Origin of the sequence: Streptomyces halobius (assembly GCF_023277745.1) — a bacterium.
GTDB lineage: Bacteria > Actinomycetota > Actinomycetes > Streptomycetales > Streptomycetaceae > Streptomyces > Streptomyces halobius.
Genome location: NZ_CP086322.1, coordinates 313,234 through 330,330 on the forward strand (window position 1 = coordinate 313,234; position 17,097 = coordinate 330,330).

At 68.6% G+C, this 17,097-nt stretch carries 12 protein-coding genes and 3 pseudogenes; 5 read left to right on the plus strand and 10 right to left on the minus strand.

Annotated elements, in window-relative coordinates; all coding sequences use genetic code 11:
- Positions 1 to 225 precede the first annotated feature (225 nt).
- Complete coding sequence (locus K9S39_RS01330) at positions 226 to 1,092, minus strand: dienelactone hydrolase family protein (RefSeq protein WP_248861476.1); 867 nt, start codon at positions 1,090 to 1,092, stop codon at positions 226 to 228.
- A gap of 542 nt (positions 1,093 to 1,634) precedes the next feature.
- On the opposite strand from K9S39_RS01330, the gene K9S39_RS01335 reads away from it, so the two are divergent.
- The gene (locus K9S39_RS01335) at positions 1,635 to 3,377 is read left to right on the plus strand and encodes a sensor histidine kinase (protein ID WP_248868553.1); all 1,743 of its coding nucleotides are present in this window, start codon (positions 1,635 to 1,637) and stop codon (positions 3,375 to 3,377) included.
- A 332-nt stretch (positions 3,378 to 3,709) separates the two neighbouring features.
- Here K9S39_RS01335 and K9S39_RS01340 read toward each other — a convergent pair.
- Positions 3,710 to 3,793: pseudogene (locus K9S39_RS01340) on the minus strand (IS6 family transposase); the annotation flags it as partial.
- Positions 3,794 to 3,834: 41 nt separating this feature from the next.
- Positions 3,835 to 4,173: a MerR family transcriptional regulator gene (locus K9S39_RS01345; RefSeq protein WP_248861477.1), complete on the minus strand. Its 339-nt coding sequence runs from the start codon at positions 4,171 to 4,173 to the stop codon at positions 3,835 to 3,837.
- Between the two features lie 1,020 nt (positions 4,174 to 5,193).
- Between K9S39_RS01345 and K9S39_RS01350 the strand changes: the two genes are divergently transcribed.
- The gene (locus tag K9S39_RS01350; RefSeq protein WP_248861478.1) at positions 5,194 to 5,562 is read left to right on the plus strand and encodes an ATP-binding protein; all 369 of its coding nucleotides are present in this window, start codon (positions 5,194 to 5,196) and stop codon (positions 5,560 to 5,562) included.
- A gap of 69 nt (positions 5,563 to 5,631) precedes the next feature.
- Here K9S39_RS01350 and K9S39_RS01355 read toward each other — a convergent pair.
- Both K9S39_RS01355 and K9S39_RS01360 read right to left on the minus strand, forming a co-directional pair.
- Positions 5,632 to 5,894, minus strand: a pseudogene (locus tag K9S39_RS01355) (SOS response-associated peptidase family protein); the annotation flags it as partial.
- A gap of 85 nt (positions 5,895 to 5,979) precedes the next feature.
- Entirely contained in the window at positions 5,980 to 6,558 is a 579-nt protein-coding gene (locus K9S39_RS01360) for a Uma2 family endonuclease (RefSeq protein WP_248861479.1), read from the minus strand.
- Positions 6,559 to 6,986: 428 nt separating this feature from the next.
- Between K9S39_RS01360 and K9S39_RS01370 the strand changes: the two genes are divergently transcribed.
- Positions 6,987 to 7,307: a hypothetical protein gene (locus K9S39_RS01370; protein ID WP_248861480.1), complete on the plus strand. Its 321-nt coding sequence runs from the start codon at positions 6,987 to 6,989 to the stop codon at positions 7,305 to 7,307.
- 1,348 nt (positions 7,308 to 8,655) lie between these two features.
- Here the strand turns inward: K9S39_RS01370 and ku are convergent.
- Positions 8,656 to 9,429, minus strand: coding sequence for a non-homologous end joining protein Ku (ku, locus tag K9S39_RS42655; protein ID WP_406707855.1), 774 nt, complete (start codon positions 9,427 to 9,429; stop codon positions 8,656 to 8,658).
- A gap of 287 nt (positions 9,430 to 9,716) precedes the next feature.
- Positions 9,717 to 10,004 carry a DUF6233 domain-containing protein gene (locus K9S39_RS01380; RefSeq protein ID WP_248861482.1) on the minus strand — a complete coding sequence of 96 codons (288 nt, stop codon included), beginning with the start codon at positions 10,002 to 10,004 and terminating at the stop codon, positions 9,717 to 9,719.
- A 246-nt stretch (positions 10,005 to 10,250) separates the two neighbouring features.
- Between K9S39_RS01380 and murJ the strand changes: the two genes are divergently transcribed.
- Positions 10,251 to 11,942 carry a murein biosynthesis integral membrane protein MurJ gene (gene murJ / locus K9S39_RS01385; protein ID WP_248861483.1) on the plus strand — a complete coding sequence of 564 codons (1,692 nt, stop codon included), beginning with the start codon at positions 10,251 to 10,253 and terminating at the stop codon, positions 11,940 to 11,942.
- A gap of 606 nt (positions 11,943 to 12,548) precedes the next feature.
- Here the strand turns inward: murJ and K9S39_RS42265 are convergent.
- The 3 genes and pseudogenes from K9S39_RS42265 to K9S39_RS01400 all read right to left on the minus strand — a co-directional run.
- Positions 12,549 to 14,390 (minus strand): annotated as a pseudogene (locus tag K9S39_RS42265) (tyrosine-type recombinase/integrase); the annotation flags it as partial.
- On the minus strand, positions 14,387 to 15,145 hold the full coding sequence (locus tag K9S39_RS01395) for a tyrosine-type recombinase/integrase (RefSeq protein ID WP_248861484.1): 759 nt from the start codon (positions 15,143 to 15,145) through the stop codon (positions 14,387 to 14,389). The gene K9S39_RS01395 and the pseudogene K9S39_RS42265, both read right to left, overlap by 4 nt.
- A gap of 283 nt (positions 15,146 to 15,428) precedes the next feature.
- A complete protein-coding gene (locus K9S39_RS01400) occupies positions 15,429 to 15,566 on the minus strand; it encodes a hypothetical protein (RefSeq protein ID WP_248861485.1) in 138 nt (45 codons plus the stop codon).
- Between the two features lie 236 nt (positions 15,567 to 15,802).
- Here K9S39_RS01400 and K9S39_RS01405 point away from each other — a divergent pair, with 236 nt between their 5' ends.
- Entirely contained in the window at positions 15,803 to 17,014 is a 1,212-nt protein-coding gene (locus K9S39_RS01405; protein ID WP_454894870.1) for an IS110 family transposase, read from the plus strand.
- Positions 17,015 to 17,097: the final 83 nt, after the last annotated feature.

Consider the following 17,097-nt stretch of genomic DNA (forward strand, 5'->3'; position numbering starts at 1 on the left):
AGACCGAACTCGACCGATTCAACGACGAATTACCGCGTCCACGGCGAACTGCGGACCCTGCTCGGCGATCAGGGCTTCCTACGAACCGCCGCCGCTCGGCACACACTTGCCCGCTGTGAGTCCTGCCGTGCGGGATCTTGCCCGCCGAGGTCCCTGACGTGCAGGATCCCGCCGCCTGTGGCGCCGCGCCTCTTGAGTCACGCCTCTTGAGTCACGCTTCTTGAGTCACGCTTCTTCTGGAGCGGAGGGCGTTTCCGCGGCCGTGCCGCGGGCCTGCTCCAGCAAGCGGGTGCGGAAGAGGTCGAGTACGTCGTCCAGCGCCGCGCGGGTCGGCTGGCCGGGTTCGTCGATGAGGTGCTCGGTCAGCACGGAGTGCGGCGGCATCAGAGCATCCGGATTCGCGGTGGAGTCGTCCAGTTCGACGGCGGTGAACGCATCACCGAGAGCGCGGCGCAGGAATGCGAACCGGTCCCGTGGTACCAACCGGTCTCCACGGAATCGCAGACCCATGACCTGGAGCCCCTCGCGCGCGCAGCGTCCCCTGACGGCGGCGAGGTCCTCGGCGGAGATATCGAAACCGGCGGACCGCCTCCTGGTGAGGGGCAACGGCAGGGACGGCTGGGACAGAACGGGGGCGAGCAGGCGCTCATCGGCCGCCATGGCCAGGGCGAAGCCGCCGGTCAGACACATGCCGACGGCCCCGACACCCGGGCCACCACAGCGCTCGTGCTCATCCGCGGCCAGGGCCCGCAGCCAGGTCACAACGGGCGAGGTCTTCCCCGTGGCCAGCACGGTGAACTCCCGGCTGACGCACACGTTCCACATCGCCGAGGCGATGTAGGCCCGGGACTTCAGCCGGCCATGGGCCTCGGGGTTGGGATCGCGGCCGGGCGTGCCGAAGAGGACCGGGAGCACGGCGGTGCAGCCGATGGCGGCCACGCGTTCCGCGAACTCCAGCACCTTGGGGGTGATGCCCGGTATCTCCGCCATCACGATCACCGCCGGCCCGGTGCCGCGCCGCAGAATCCGGCGGGTGGCACCGTTGTGGGTAAAGGTGCTGCGGTTGAAGCCTGACAGGTCGTGATCTGCCATGGGATGCCACCGTCCTGGTCGGTTGTTGGTTTCCGGTTGTCAGGTGTCAGCTGTCAGGTGTCCGTTGGTCGTTGTTGGTTGGTGGTCGTTGTTGGTCGGTGGTTGTTGGCTGGTGGTCGGGGCGGCTCTCAGGGCCGGGGTCCCCTCGCCCCGATCCGGTGCGGTTCCACGCGAGGCTACCCAGCGGTACGCCCGGCGATCAGCCTTGTTCAGCCTCAGGATCCGATCTCGATCAGCCCGCGGGAGGACCCGCCGAGCCAAAGTCGCTCCCCCGGTATGGTCTGTGCGCCGGGGAGACGCGATGCGTTGCGACCTTCGTCATTGCGACTCTCGGCGTTGCGACTCTCGGCGTTGCGACTTTCGTCGTTGTCCGTCGCGACCAATGACAGATGCGGTGTCCGGCTGCGGCTGCCTAACGTGTCTGCGTGACTCGTGTGGAATGTACGGACCCTGCGGTATCGGCTCGCCACGCGCTGGGGGCGAGGCTGCGCTCGGCGCCCCGGCGGCTGGCCGATCCGGCCAGGGCACTCTTCGCCCCCGGGATGTGGACTCCCTGGCGCATCGTGGGCGAATCGCTGCTGAGTGTGGTGCTCGGGCTGCTGGCAGGGGCCGCCGAACTCCTGAGCGACGGCGGCACCGTACGGATCGCCGTAGCGGCTCTGGCCGCCGCGCTGCTGTCGCCGCTGCGCCGGGTGCTGCCCGCGACCGTACTTCTGACGACGGCCCTCGGCATGAGCGAGTTCGACGGCCTCAGTCCGCTGGTCGTCGTCGCCGCCTGGTCGGCCGGGCGGCGGATCGGCGGGGTCGGCAAGGCGGCCGGCACCTTCGGCGCCGCGTATGTCGTCATCCTCGGCCTGACCCTGCTGAAAGAGGCGCCCCCCTCACTGCTGAGCCTCGCCCTCGTCGCCCCGGTGACGCTGGTCATGGTGGTCGTACCCGGCCTCATCAGCCGCTACTGGTCGCAGCACCGCACGCTTGCGGACATCCTTCGTGAGTACAACGCCCAGTTGCTGCGCGAACGCGCGATGATCGCCGGACAGGCCCGGATGCGGGAGCGTCAGCGCATCGCGCAGGACATGCACGACAGCCTCGGCCATCAGCTCACGCTCATATCGGTGCACACGGGCGCACTGGAAGTGGACCGGGAGCTGACCGGGCGGCAGCGGGAGGCCGTGGGTGTGCTGCGCGAGGCGTCGGTGGCCGCGATGCACGAGTTGCGCGAGGTGGTGGGGCTGCTCAGGGACGGGACGGAGAGTCCCGGCCAGGGAAGCCAGGGAGGCCAGGAGGGTCGGGGCGGCCAGTTGGGCCAGGGGGCCACCTCCCACGCCCTTCAGGCTATGGGGGAAGAGGACGCCACAGCGCCGTCACGCGGGGCGGCCGGCATCGAGGGCCTGGTGGAGGCGTCCCGGGGCGCGGCTACGGCGGTGGAGCTGCGGCGCTCCGGTGAACCGCGCCCGCTCGCCCCGACCGCCGATCACGCGGCGTACCGCGTCGCGCAGGAAGGCCTGACCAACGCGCACAAGCACGCCCCGGGTGCCTCGATCACCATCGAGCTGCGGTACGAGCCGGATGCGCTGGTCGTGGAGGTCGCGAACGGCCCTGCCCCCGAGGCGGCCGGCACCGGCCGGAGCGTGGTAAGCGGCGGTCAGGGCCTGACCGGGCTCGGGGAGCGGACCCGGCTCATCGGCGGCATGGTGCACGCGGGCCCGACGGCGGACGGCGGCTTCCGGCTGGCGGGCGTGCTGCCGTACACGTCGCCGGAGGGCGCTCCGAGCCACTCGTCCGGCGGGGCGGCGACGTTCGTCGACGCGACAGACGACTTTCGGCTGCAGAACGCCGCGGGGCCCTCCGACGAGGGTGATCCAGTCATCGACTGGAACAGTCTGCCGAAGGAGCTGGCCAGGGCAATGAGCAGGGAAAAGAGACGAAACGGTATAGCGATCGGCTGTGGGCTGGCGGCGCTGTTCGGCCTGCTGCTGCTGATCGTCGTGGTCATCGGGGTGGTCGTCTTCCTCCAAGAGGCGGACAAGGCCATGATCGAGCCGAAGCAGTACGACGCGGTGAAGATGGGGCAGTCCGAGGCGAAGGTCCGCGAACAGCTGCCTGACGGGGAATCGTTCCTGACCAGCGGTCTGGACGAGGGCGCGCCGCCCGAGCCCAAGGGAGCCGAGTGCCTCACGCTGATGTCCACCGAGACCGGGGACGGCTTGGACGAGCCCGTATTCCGGTTCTGCTTCAAGGGCGGCAAGCTGATCGAGAAGAAGTCTTTCGAGATCAGACGCTAGGGGATCGGACGCTGGGAGACCGGTCGCTGAGACATCGGACGCTGAGGGATCAGTCGCTGAGGGATCAGTCGGTGAGAGATCAGAGGCTGGGCGATCAGCCGCTGAGTCCCATCGGGATCAGGAGCCGAGCCCTTCAAGCCCCTCAAGGCAGGAGCCAAACCCTGCGCATCAGCAGCTGAACCCTGTGAATCATGAGCTGAGGGGAACCGGGCCCTGGAGTCCGGGCGGGTGGCCTGTTCGGGATGATGTCAGGATGGCCGCGAGGCCGGCAGCGGCGGGGGCAGCGGGGATGACCGCTCGGAACAGCGCGGGAGAGTCGTGATCAGAGTTCTCGTCACGCCGCTGAACGCGGACAGGAACTTCTGGGCCGCGCCGGGTGTCCGGAAGCCTTTCATCGCGCGCTCGCGCTGCCTCGTCCCGGGGCAGCTGTACGCTCCGAGCGCGGGCACTCACCACATCAGCCCGCGGTCGTCGGGTTCTCTGATTCGGCGGCGTGGCGGTATTCGGCGTTGATGCGCTGGGCTTCTTCGAGCTGGTCTTCGAGGATGACGATGCGGCAGGCGGCCTCGATGGGGGTGCTCTGGTCGACGAGCTCCCGGGCGCGGGCAGCGATGCGCAGCTGGTAGCGGGAGTAGCGGCGGTGGCCGCCCTCGGAGCGCAGCGGGGCGATGAGGCGGGCTTCTCCGACGGCGCGGAGGAAGCCTTGTGTGGTGCCGAGCATTTCGGCGGCCCGGCCTATGGTGTAGGCGGGGTAGTCGTCGTCGTCGAGACGGCTGAACGAGTCGTCTGCTGTCATTTCACCTCACTGTGTGGAACGCGTGGAGGGGCCCGGATGCCGTATGGCACCCGGGCCCCGAAGGAACTACTACACCATCTGCCGGCCTTGATACTGCGCCGGCCTTCTTGTTCCGCACCGGCTCACGGGGGATGAGGACGTGTGCGGGGATCGCGGTTGCTTGACCGGAGACCACCTCACTATCGATGTCCTGCGGTACCCGGGCTCAGGTTTCCACCCGGGCGATCCTGATGGCGCCTGGCTCCTCCGTTTCTTCCCTCTGGGATCAATCACTGACCTACTGCTGGTACTGCTCTCTTGCGTACTGCTGGTGGTGCAAACTGCTGCGTGGCCTGCGGTAGCGCCACTCTTCGACAGCCAGGCCCGTTGCCCGTCCTGCGTCTGCTCTGGCTTAGAACCCCACTGCCGAACTCCCGGTGCGCGCGCCCGCAGCCGACGCCTTCACCGAGGTGCTGCTCACTTACTTCACTGCTGGGTACTGCGAACTGCACTTGCGGGTACTGCTACTGCGTGAACTGCGGTATTGCTCACGGCGGCCCCTGATGACTGCGGGCCACCCGGTCCGGTCGTCAGTCCCGTCGCCGTCCTGCAACAACCCTGGCTTCGAAACTCCACCACCGCACCGTCCCGCGAACTGCAACTGCGGTTACTGCTGCCCGGCAGTTCATCTCTGCCGGGCCCTGCTGTCTCTCTGGGCTACGAGAGAAACCATAACCACACCACGATCCAATGTCTACTCCGGCCGACATAGATTTCCGTGAGCCATGCGGAGAGATATAGTCGGCCTCGAAAACTGAACAGGTGCGCGGCGGTCCCGCTCCAGCCAGGCTCGCCCTCTCCGACCAGCACCGTTACGCCAGCCTTGACGCCGCGAACACCACAGCCGCCCCGTCTGGACATGTGGATGACCGCTCTGGACACGCGCCATAGCCGGGACTCGTGCGGTTGACACACCGCAGGCAGTGCACAAGCACCGCCGGACAGGACCGCGCGTGACGATCCAGAGACCAGGGTGACCTGATGGACACAATGAGCGTCAACGTGGCAACCGTCCGTTCCGCGGTATCCATTGCCGGCGTACGCCAAAGCGCCCGGGATTTCCTCGAAGACCTGGTGCCGCCGGCGAGCGCGGCTGAGGCTGCCGACACCGGGGTCCTTGTTGTCTCGGAGCTCGTCACCAACGCCCTGTGCCACGGCGGCGCCTGCACCCTGGACCTCACCGCGCACCCGGAGAGCATCGAGGTGGCCGTACATGACCGGAGCCTGCAGGCTCCGCGCATGCGCGCCCCCGACCTGAACGGCGGCACCGCAGGCTTCGGCTGGCCCGGCCCCGGGTCGCTTCGCCGCGGAATGCCAGCCACCCACGGCTGGTCACAGGTCCTTTGGTGACGCCGAATGAGGACCAGGGGTGGAATCACGTGAGAACTCGCAGCTCCCCGTGGTGAGAAGTAGCACCGCGACGGTCTCCACCCTCGCATTGATCATCTTCGCGCCGATGCTCAGGCTTCTTGCCCACGACGGCACCAGACCCCAGCGCAGTGGTCGGAGCTGCCGGGTGACCTCGCCGGTATCGCGTTCGACGCGTTCGAGCACCGACCACACATCATTGGTCGGGCCACATTCCAGCTCGGATCCAGCGCCTGGTCGGGGGTCCAGCGCGTGACGTCGAACAGGTCGACCAGATCCTGCGGACGGCGGGTGGAGACATATCGGCCGCACATGCCCCCACGCTGCCAGCCACCGGTCGGCACCCGTGACTCCGCCCGCCGTACAAGGGCGCCACCCCGTCCTGAGGGGGGTTGGGTCTCAGCCTCTGTGCTGCGGCTGGGCGAGCCCGGCCGGGTCGATCTCGAAGGGGAACGGCTCCTTGATGCGGGTCACGGTGCCCGACAGGGCGGTCGCCGTTTCGACGTACCGGCCGCCGTCCAGCTCGCTGACGATCAGGCGCGGGGCCGGGTCGAACTCCAGGCGCCAGTAGTGCGGGACCGCTGCCTCGGCGTAGAGCAGGGGCTTGAGCTTGCGGTCCATGGTCTTGTTGCCGGGTGAGACGAGCTCGACGACCAGCTGCACGGCATCGGCGTCGATGCTGACGCCGTCCTCGGCGGTCGCGCCCGCGTCGGCGACGACGATGTCCGGCACGACCAGGCCGGACGGCAGGAGGACGTTGATGGCCTCCAGCACTTCGACCGGGGCGCCGGCGGCGCTGGCGGCCGCGTCCAGGGCGACGTGGAGGCGGAAGCTGGCGCGCTGGTGGCGCAGGCCTGGGGCGGGGGACATCACGAGTGACTCCCCCAGCAGTTCGTAGCGGACGGTCCGGTCTTCGGGCAGGGCCAGGACGTCCTGGACGGTCCAGGGCCCGTGGTGCGTAAAGCTGGCAACGCTCATCCCTTCACCTCCATCACCTACTCACAGTCTGGCCTGCCACGACAGCCAGTGTCTCCTGTCCCACCTCCAGCATTCCCGTTGACGGCTTCCCAACTCCCGGCGGAGCTACGACCGCGGCCCGAGGGCCAGGTCGAGCTGGTTGCTCAGGCCGGGGCCACGTTCCAGCTCGGGTCGAGAGCCTGGTCAGGGTCCCAGCGCGTGACGTCGAACAGGTCGACCAGATCCTGGGGGCGGCGGGTGGAGACGTATCGGCCGCACATGCCCCCACCCTGCCACGCCGCCGTCGCCGTGATCTAGGAGGACGCCATGCACCTGAGCCGACGCGAGCACAGCGGATACGGCCCACCGGTACCCGCCAGCACCTCGGCAGGGGATAATCGCTCCATGGCCTCGCAGTCCTCCCCACCGCCGCACCGTCCGCCACGGACGTGCTGCGCCAGCGGTACGCCGACCGCCTGCCTGCCTCCCTCGACGACCTCACCGGCCCTACCCACGGCCGCGTCGAGCTGCCGCTGCACATCGCCTGGTCCGGCCTGCGCACCTACAACCTGGACCAGCCACGCCAGCGCATGAGCTACTACCGCACCGCACTGGCCGAAGGGCAGCGCGACGACCTGACCGCGCTGCTCAACAAAGGCATGCTGGTCTCGCTGTGGCCAGTGCTGCGCACGCTGGTCAGCCGGCACATCCGAGAGGTGTGGGAAGCGGCCTTCCCCGCTCTGGCCAGCAGGACCTCCGCAGCCGCGTGAACCTCAGCGCACTCCACCGCCGGCTCCTGGCCGACGCCGCCCTTGACGGATACCGCCAGGTCGCCGACGCCGACGCCGACGGCCGGCTCGCCCCGCGCGCCCGCCGCGGCCTGGCCGACCTCGCCCGAATTGCGGGTGATTTCCCCACCGCCCTCGCCGCCGTTCCCACTCTGGGCTGGGAGGGCCGCCACCACCGCGTCCTGGGCCACATCAGGTGGCCCCACGGCGACATCTCCCACGCCGTCACCGCCTTTGAGGCCGCACGGACCGAGGCTGAGCAGCACGACGCCCCGGGCGAGCGGGCTATCGCCCAGACACTCCTCGCCCTCGTCTGCGCCTTTGCCGACCCGCTGCGCGCCGACGAGGAACTGGCCCTTGCCCGCCAGTTCCTCGCCCAGCTCGATCAGCGCGCCACCACGCTCTATGCCGACGTCGCGGCTCTCGTGCGGGACGCCGGCACCGACCGTGACGTCACCGACCGCGCCACTGTGCTGCGCACCGAGATCACCGTCGCCGGCCTCGCCTGGCTCACCCCACTCCTGGAAACCGTCCTCGCCTTCCACCACGCCGTACGCGAGGACGACCTGACATCCACCATCGACCGCCTGCGCGAGGCAACCGCAACTGGGGGCTACGCGTACTACGTCGACATCGCCACCGCCATGGGCGACCTGCCCGAGCCCGCTGAGAGCGCCACACAGTGGCTGGACGATGCACACACCGTCCGGCAGCGGTGGCGCGCCCTGGTCACCGCCCGCCAGGACCACCTGCGTGGCATCCAGTACCGGCAGAGGAGATACGGCGACCGTGCCGCGCCCAACCGTCTGACCTGCACACATACGGCTGTGGCCCCGAACACCAGACGTGTTCGGGGCCACAGCCGTTCAAGCGTGAGAGTCCGGCCGACGTTGGGGCCCGGCCGACCAGCTGGGTCAGGAGACGCTGTCGGGGTCGATGCCCTGCGCGCGGGCGAGGGCAAACAGGACGGCCTCGATCGTGTCCAAGCGCTGGGTGATCGACCGGTCCCCCGGCGCGCCGACGGCGTCGGCGAGGGAGTCGAGGTTGCTAAACGCCGTGCGCTGCTGCTCACGGATCGTCGTCAACTGCTCGCTGTGCTCCGCAAGTGTCCGCCCGGTGCGGAACGCCTCCGCCTCCAGGTCCCGCAGCCGCTCGTCGTGCGTCGCCGTCTCATTTGCCATACCCACCATCCTGACAGACCCCCCGCCCGGCAGGTCACCCCACCAAGTGCGGGCTCAGGCGTCGGTGCGGTGGGGGCCGGTGATCTTGTCCGCTTGATGGCCGAGCCAGCAGCCGCTGTCCGCCACGGCGTGCTTTGCCGCAGGTCGGTCTACTCGGTCTCGTTCCGGGCACGTCGAGCGGTCCGCACAGATGCCTCCAGCGCGGCCATCAAATCCACGGGAGGCTCCGGCTCAGGCGGCAGCACGGCCTTCCCACCGGCCGCGAGGGTGTCCACGAGCACGTTGAGAGCCTCGGCATAGTCATCATGCAGCGACCCGACGTCCACCCCGGACATCTCCGTCATCAGCAGCTCGGCGAGCTCCAGCTCACGCGTGGTGGTCGGGACGGGACTGGACAGGTCACCCGGCTGACGAACCTCCTCAGGCCAGCGGAGCGTGTGGCAGATCAGGATGCCGTTCCTCGGCCTCAGGATCGCCAGCCGCTCCCGTGACCTGAGGGCAACCTTGCAGACAGCGAGTCGGCCGGATCGCGCCAGCGCTTCAACCAGGACCGCGTAGGGGCGCTGCGCCCCGGGACCGTGGGCGCCTACCCAGTAGGGACGCGCATACAACAGCGGGTCGACGTCAGCGGTGCCGACGAATCCCAGTACCTCGATGATCCTCTTCGAGGGCAGTGGCAAGGCGTCTAGGTCGGCATCCTGGAGAACAACCGTGCGACCATCGGGCGCCTCCCAGCCGCGGGCAGTCTCCTCCGGGCCGATCTCACGTCCGTCCAGCTCGCATACCCGCCGGTGGCGTACACGACCACCATCCTTGGCGTGCACGAGGTGAAGGCCAGGCCCGTGATCCTCAGTGGCGGCGAATAGGTCTACTGGAAGGGCGACCAGCCCGAAGGAGATGGTTCCTTTCCAGATCGATCGCATGGCTCGACGGTACGGATCGTGTACCGCGGATGCCCCCGGACAGAGCCGTCCGAAGGCAAAGGAGCACGGCCCGTACGCACGTCGTCGGCCGACGCCCCGGAAGCCTCCTAGGCCCCCGGCCAGGCTCAGGGGCGGGCATGCCGTGCCCACCACAGGCGTAGTGCCACCGGGGGTGGCTGTACAGCGCGAGGGCGGCGGGCAGTTTCCGATGCGTCAACGGGACGTGGCGGGCCTCAGCAAGGTCCTGCTGGCCGCTGGCGCCGTTTCCCGTTTCCCGCCGTGGGCGATTAGACGATGCCGAGCTCGGTGTCGGGGCGGCACAGGGCGCATGGATCGACGCCCTCGGTGAGGGCGCGCATGGCCTGGTCCCGGCTGACGGGGCGAGCGCGGCGGCCGGCGCTTCGGCAGCCGCCTACATGTACAGCAATGGGGTGCGCCCCGTGCCCGATGCTGAGCTGCACAACCCAATCCGGCGGCGGTGGCGGCGTGGCCCGCGCCTGTTGCGCGGCGCGCTGCTCGGCGACGATGATCTGCTCCCGGACGCGTTCGAGGCTGATCTGCAGCCACATCTCCATTCTGTGGAATCAGCCCTGTCAAGTCCGCTGTCCTTGGTGATTGCGCAGTTGTACCCGTCGCCGCTCTGCCACCTCGGATCGCAGCCGGCGAGGAAGAGAGCCGGGGGGCGGCCCGTGGCCGGGCGTCCTGCATGACCCCAGGCCCCGGGCTCTCCAGTTGGCTCCGCATCGGCTGGGGACCGCGGGCTGACCAGAGAACCCGGAGCAGCGCAAATGATGATGATCTCTTCGCCGTAGATTAGGCACATGGTGGAGGGGACGCAGGCTGCGGCGAAAACGCGGTCACGGAGGAATCAGAAGCGGCGGCGCCACGCCGCTACGAAGCCGGATGCGGCAAAGAAGGGCGGGCTGCTGCGCTCGTCCATGCTGATGGCGGCGGGGACGGTGGTGTCCCGGGGGACGGGACTGCTCAAAACAGTGCTGCAGGCCGGGGCGCTGGGGACGGGACTGTTGGCCACGACGTACAACCAGGCCAACGTGGTGCCGGCGAGCCTGTACTTCCTGCTCATCGGCGGCGCGTTGAACTCCGTACTGGTACCGCAGTTGGTGAGGGCCAGGGTTGAGCAGGCGGACGGCGGACGTGCCTTCGAGCAGCGTCTGGTCACACTCACGATGTCCGTGCTCGGAGTCGGCACGCTGCTGGCTGTGTGGGCGGCGCCGCAGATCATCAGCCTCTATCAGAGCGACTCACCGGCCAACCACGAAGCGTTCCAGCTGACGGTGGTCTTCGCCCGGTTCCTGCTCCCGCAGATCTTCTTCTACGGACTGTTCAGCATCCTGGGCCAAGTGCTCAACGCCCGGAACAAGTTCGGCGCGATGATGTGGACCCCTGTCCTCAACAACGTCGTCCTGATCTCCATGTTCGGCGTGTACCTCGGCATGATGACGGTCCCGGACTCCGTCAAGGACATCACGCAGACCCAGGTCACGCTGCTCGGCGCGGGCACCACGCTCGCCCTGGCGATCCAGGCCCTCGCCCTGATCCCCTTCGCCCGGGCCGCCGGCTTTCGCTTCCGCCCGCGCTTCGACTGGCGCGGCACCGGCTTGGGCAAGAGCATCAGCGCAGCCCGCTGGACCCTGCTGTTCGTCCTGACCAACCTGGTGGCCAGCACGGTAGTGACCCGCTACGCCTCCGCCGCGGACACGGCATTGCCCAATGGCGGTGTGGGCTTTTCCGCCTATAACTACGCGCAGACCATCTGGTCGCTGCCGCAGTCGGTCATCACCGTCTCGCTGGTCACCGCCCTGCTGCCGCGGATGAGCCGGGCGGTCGCCGAACACCGTCTAGACGACATGCGCGGCGACCTCTCCCGAGCCCTGCGGATCAGCGGCGTCGTCATCGTTCCCGCCGCCTTCTTCTTCGTGGCCCTCGGCCCGCAAATGGCGCAGGTCGTCTTCGCGCACGGAGCGGCCGATCCGGCGTCCACCGTGCCGCTGGGCCAGATGCTTCAGGCCTTCGGGCTCGGCCTGATCCCCTTCTCCGCGCAGTACATGCTGCTCCGCGGCTTCTACGCCTTCGAGGACACCCGAACCCCGTTCTGGATGGCCGTGTGGATCAGTACGGTCAATATCGCCCTGGCCACCGCCTGCCATCTGCTGATGCCCCCGCGATGGGCCGTCATCGGCCTGGCCGGCGCCTACGCCGCCTCCTACGCCATCGGCCTGCTCATCACCGCGCTGCTGCTGCGACGACGCCTCGAAGGCCAGCTGGACGGCAAGAGACTGTGCCGCACCTACGGCAAGCTAACAGCCTCCGCCCTCGCGGCCGGAACCCTGGGCTGGCTCGTGGCCCGCACCTGCTCCACCACCGTCACGTCGACCACATGGGCACCCGTTCTGGGCCTGGCGGCAGGAGGCGTCACCATGCTCCTTCTCTTCGTGCTCCTCGCACGACTCTTGAAGATCAAGGAGCTGCGGAGCCTGCCCGGGCTGGGGTGATCTGCCCCGGGCTGGACTGGGCAGTAGGGGCAGGACACTGACGACTGTCGCCGGGGGCAAGGACAAGTCGCTTCGTTGCCCGGAGGGCGGGCTCGCGGTGTCTGGTGCGATGCATCGCAAGTCTTCCCTAGCTCGCCGCGTTGTGCCCTGCCGGACGTCAACGATGGGCAGGAGGGTGGCTCCTGTGGGGACGTTGAGTTGGCGGGGGGTCTGGCCGGAGGGTGTAGGGGTGTCTGCGAGGCGTTCCAGCAGTCGGTCGAGTGCGGTCTGGCCGTCGTCGATGGCGGCCTGTTCCTCGTCAGTGAGCGGGATGGCGGCCAGCATCTTCTGCAGGTTCTCCTTGGCCTCCAGCAAGTGGCCCTTGCTGGAGGCTTTGGGCGTGTAGAAGTCGCAGCGTGCACAGGCCATGCGGTGCGGGCACTGCTCGAAGAAGGAGTAGGTGCACAAGCCGTGCCCGAGGTCGTAGTACTGCCAGGGCTCGCCCGATGCTGCCGCGCCGGAGGCGACCGCGTCCCGGTCGACCAGGACTTCGATCGTGCGCAGGTTGCGGGTGAAGTAGCCGGCGTCGCTGTAGGCACGGGTCAGGGTGTTCGGGCTGATCTTCGCGTAGTGCTGTGTGGACTGTGGCGAACGGTGGCCCAGCCACGCCTGGAGCTCGAACAGCGTCATGGGCTCCTTCGCGTTGTAGAGCTGGCTGGCGATGGTGGAGCGGGCCCGGTGGCTGGTGATGTTCCCGCGCACGTCAGCGGCAGGAACTCCCGCCTTGCGGCAGAGCATCGGGATGATCGTGGAGTTGATGTAGGCGGGGGATACCGGCCGGGCCCTGAGGGAGAACAGAAGGTCCGCCAGCTCGCCGGTGCGGCGGTCGGTGTACTTCGGCTGCTCGGGCCGCACGGCCCGCCAGGCGTCGATCGCCTGCCCCAGGATCGGGTCGACCGGCTTGCTGAACGCCGTGCCCGTCTTGTGGGTGGGGACATCCAGAAGGCAGACCGCGTCCCGGGCCAAGACCTCCGAGTCGCCCGCGATCGTCGTTCCCTCGTGCTGCCACCGGATGCAGCCCACCCGCAGCCGGGCGATCTCATCGCTTCGCTGGCCGGAGAACAGCCAGGTCAAGGTGACGGCCCGGACCAGCTCCAGAGGATAGAAGTGGCCGGCTCCCGTCTCGAACAGGTCGTCCGCTTCCAGGTTCAGCCCCGCCCACAGCAGTTTCGCCCACGCGTCATCGGCGATCACCCGGGGGTTCGGGCCGATCAGAGACCTGATGCTGCGCGGAGTGGTCAACGACCGTTGAGGGTCGAAACGCCGCGGGAACCACTCCCACTCCTGGCAGTCACGGAAGAAGGCCCGCAGCACGCTCAGGTGCTCGCTCTTGGCTGCCGCGCTCAGGGGCTGCCCAATACGGTCCCTGTGCGCCACGGTCCGTTCCACGAAGTCACCCACCTTCATTCGCTCAACAGCCGCTGTCCACGAGGCGCACGTCTGCCGCGTCCAGCGCTCTGGGCTGACAGCGTCCGGGCACTCGGCGGCGAGCCACCGGCCGGCCTTGAACAGTGTCGCCCGGTAGTGACGGCGGACGTTGGGCGTCAGAGTCGAGGTGGCATACCAGCGCTCGGCCCACCGGCTCCACTCCGCCGGCACCCCCGCCGTCCCCGCCATCTTTGGGCTGGTGTTCCAGGGAGGCTGATCGCTGAATCCCAAAGCGGCCACGGCCCGCTGCACCGGGTGCAGGCCGCGCATGCCCGCCGCGGTGAGCGCCCCTGCCTCGCGGACCCTGGCGAAGAGATCCGTTGAGAGGTCATCGACGTGGGGACTGCGGTTGAGGAGGAAGAGCTGGCTGACCACCGACGGGACCGTCGTGTCCTCTTCCCCGCCGTATCGGTAGCCCCATTCGGTGAGCACTGCGCGGATCCGGTCGATCCCCGCATCCACCCGGCTGCGCCCGAAGACCCGGCAGGCGAGCGTGTGCCGGCCGAAATAGCCCAGCCGGTGGAAGTCCTTGAACTCCGCAAGGTAGAAGGCGTGCCCGCACAGGAACGGCCGCACCGCGCCTTCGGCCCACTCCGGAACACTCCGCCGGAAGGCAGCGTGACTTTCGCCCAGCAGCTCCAGCCACTCCTCCCGCGTCCAGCCCCAAAAGGAGCGCCCCGACTCCGCGCACCGCAGCAGCAACACGGCCTTCGCATCGAGCCTCCCTCGCCGTACGTGCTCGGCTGACGGAGAGTCGAAGCTCGCATCGATGGCCTCCAGCGGCCCCAGAAGCCGCTGGAGGGCAAACCACTGCGGGGCGAGGGCATTGTGATTGCGCAGCCGACGCAGTTCCCTCAGCCCCAACGCTTGGATGGCCTGCTGTTCGGAAGCCAGCAGCAGGGGAAAGCGGTCGTAGTGCTGCGCGGGTATCGGCGAACGCCAGCGGTCGTCCTCACCGGCCGGCAACGGGGACGCCGTCATCGCACAACTCCTGTCGCATCCGGGGCGGCGAGCATCTGCACCCGCCAGGCGTGGATGTGCTCCATGCCCGCGTTGAGCTTGTCGGCGAGGTCCCGGCCGGAGAGGTGGATGTACTGCAGGGTGGAGTCGGTGCACCGGTGGCCGGCGAGCGTAGCGATCGCATGGATTTCCCAGCCCATCCGGGCCAGGTCCGTCAGGCACAGGTGCCGGGTGGTGTGGGTGGTCAGCCGCTCAACTCCCGCCGCCAGGCCGATGCGGCGGACCACCTTCGACCAGGTCCACAAGCTCAGCGGCTGGGCGTAGTTGCGCCGGGACTCAGAAAGGAACAACGGGCCCCGCGCCCGGCTGACCGTAGCCCGGTGGGCGAGATATCCCGACAGCAGTACCCCGGACGCAGCCGAGTACGGCACCATCCGCTCCAGCCCGTTCTTCGTCGTCTCCGCCCGCACCCGCAGCGTGCGATGAGCCGGGTCGACATCGTCGGTCCGCAGTGAACACAACTCCTCGCGCCGCAGCGCCGCGTCGTAGGCAAGGGCGAGCATCACGCGGTTGCGGACCGGCTCGCGCCGCGCCACCTCCAAGATGTGCAGCCACTGCTCTTCGGTGGGGATCCACGGCAGTTTCGTCAGCCGCGGCACCAACCCCCGCTGATTCCCGCCAGCCCGCCGGCCGGGTGTGTAGCGGCCCCGACCCACCGGGTTCGACCCCCGCAGGCCCTCCTCCATGAGGAAGTCGTAGAACAAGCGAACCGGCACCAAACGCTGCTGGATCGTGGCGTTCGCAAGACCCGATCCCGAGTCGATCGAGACTACGTTCGCTCCTCGACGGCTCGGCCGCGAGTTCAACTCCCGCACGTAGAGCGCAATATGCGCGCGGTCCGCCGCGACGGGGTCGACGCCCGCCCGCTCACACATCAACAGGTACTCAGCCAGCCCCGGGCGTAAGCATCGATCGTGCGCGACGCACGACCGAGATCAGACCAGACCGACAACCAAGCCGCCGCATGCGCATGACTGCGGGATCGGCGGGTCTGGTCGCTCAGGTCAGGAGCAGGCCGACCCCAGTGAGCAGAGCGGCGCCGGCCAGTGCCGTGAGCAGCAGGACCGTGCGCTTGCTTGCTCCGCTGAGGCGGAGGGCGAAGGCCAGCGGGCCGATGGGAGCGGTCTTGTTGTTCATATCGATCCATACCTTTCTTCTTGGGTTCGTTCCGGTCATTCGTAGGATCGGGACACCCAGGGGAGCTGGGTGTGGCTGTCATCTCGTCGCGGATGTTGTGGCTCAAGGAGATTGGCCGCCCGGCTCCCCGCGACGACTCGGCCACTCATTGGGATGCGCGAACTGAATCGCTTGTATGGACACGTCGGCGAGGTCGTCTGCTGGGAACAAGGACACGTACGACTTCGGAGGTGGGCGTGCCTGAACTGTGGGCCGGCACGGATGCGGGCAAGGGCGAGCATCACTGCACGGTGATCGACCAGGACGCCACGGTGTTCCTCACGCGCCGGGTGCCCAACAGCGAGACCGAGCTGCTGGAACTCCTCAGCGACGTCCTGGACCTGGCCGAGGGTGAGCCGGTGACGTGGGCGGTGGACCTCAACGCCGGCGGCGCCGCACTCTGGATCGCCCTGCTGGTCAACCACGAGCAGAGACTGCTCTACATCCCCGGACGCACCGTCCACCACGCCTCCGGCGCGTACCGCGGCAGCGGCAAAACGGACGCGAAGGACGCCTTCGTCATCGCCGACACCGCCCGCATGCGCCGCGACCTGCAGCCCTTGCAGGTAACCAGCGAGATCGCGGTTGACCTGAAGATCCTCACCGCCCGGCGCATGGACCTGTCCGCCGACCGCACACGCGCAATCAACCGGCTCCGTGCCCAGATGCTGGAGTACTTCCCCGCCCTGGAGCGGGCCTTCGACTACAGCACCTCCAAGACCGCGCTCATCCTGCTCACGAAGTACCAGACCCCTGCCGCCCTGCGGTGTATCGGCCGGGCCCGGCTGGCGGCCTGGCTGAAGAACCACGGCGTGCGCACGCTCACCACGGCCAAGAGCGCCGCGGACGCGGCGGTGACCGCGGGCGAGGCCCAGCTCACCACCGTGCCGGGAGAGAAGACCGCGGCCAAGATGGTCCACACGCTGGCCAGGGAGGTGATGGCCCTTGACCAGGACATCGCGGACCTCGAAGCCCTGATCGAAGGCCGGTTTCGCGAGCATCCCGACGCAGACGTGATCACTTCCATGCCCGGCATCGGCGACATGCTCGGCGCCGAGTTCATCGCCGCGACCGGCGGCGACCTGACCGCCTTCGGCAGCCCCGACCGGCTCGCCGGAGTCGCCGGACTCGCCCCCGTCCCACGGGACTCGGGCAAGGTTTCCGGCAACCTGCGCAGGCCTCGCCGCTACAGTCGTCGGCTCCTGCGCATGTTCTACCTCTCCGCCCAGGTCGCCGCGATTCACTGTCCCGAGTCCCAGCGGTTCTACCAGCGCAAACGCGCTGAGGGGAAGAACCACAAACAGGCCGTCCTCGCCCTGGCCAGACGCCGCCTGAACGTGCTCTGGGCCCTCATACGCGACCACCGCACGTTCGAGACCAGCGGACCCCAGCCTGCTGCAGCGGCCTGACGCACTCACAAGGCGTCACTGCCCCGGCTTGACACCATCATTGGGAATCTCCTTGATGATCGGGTGATCTCGGATCGGTTGTG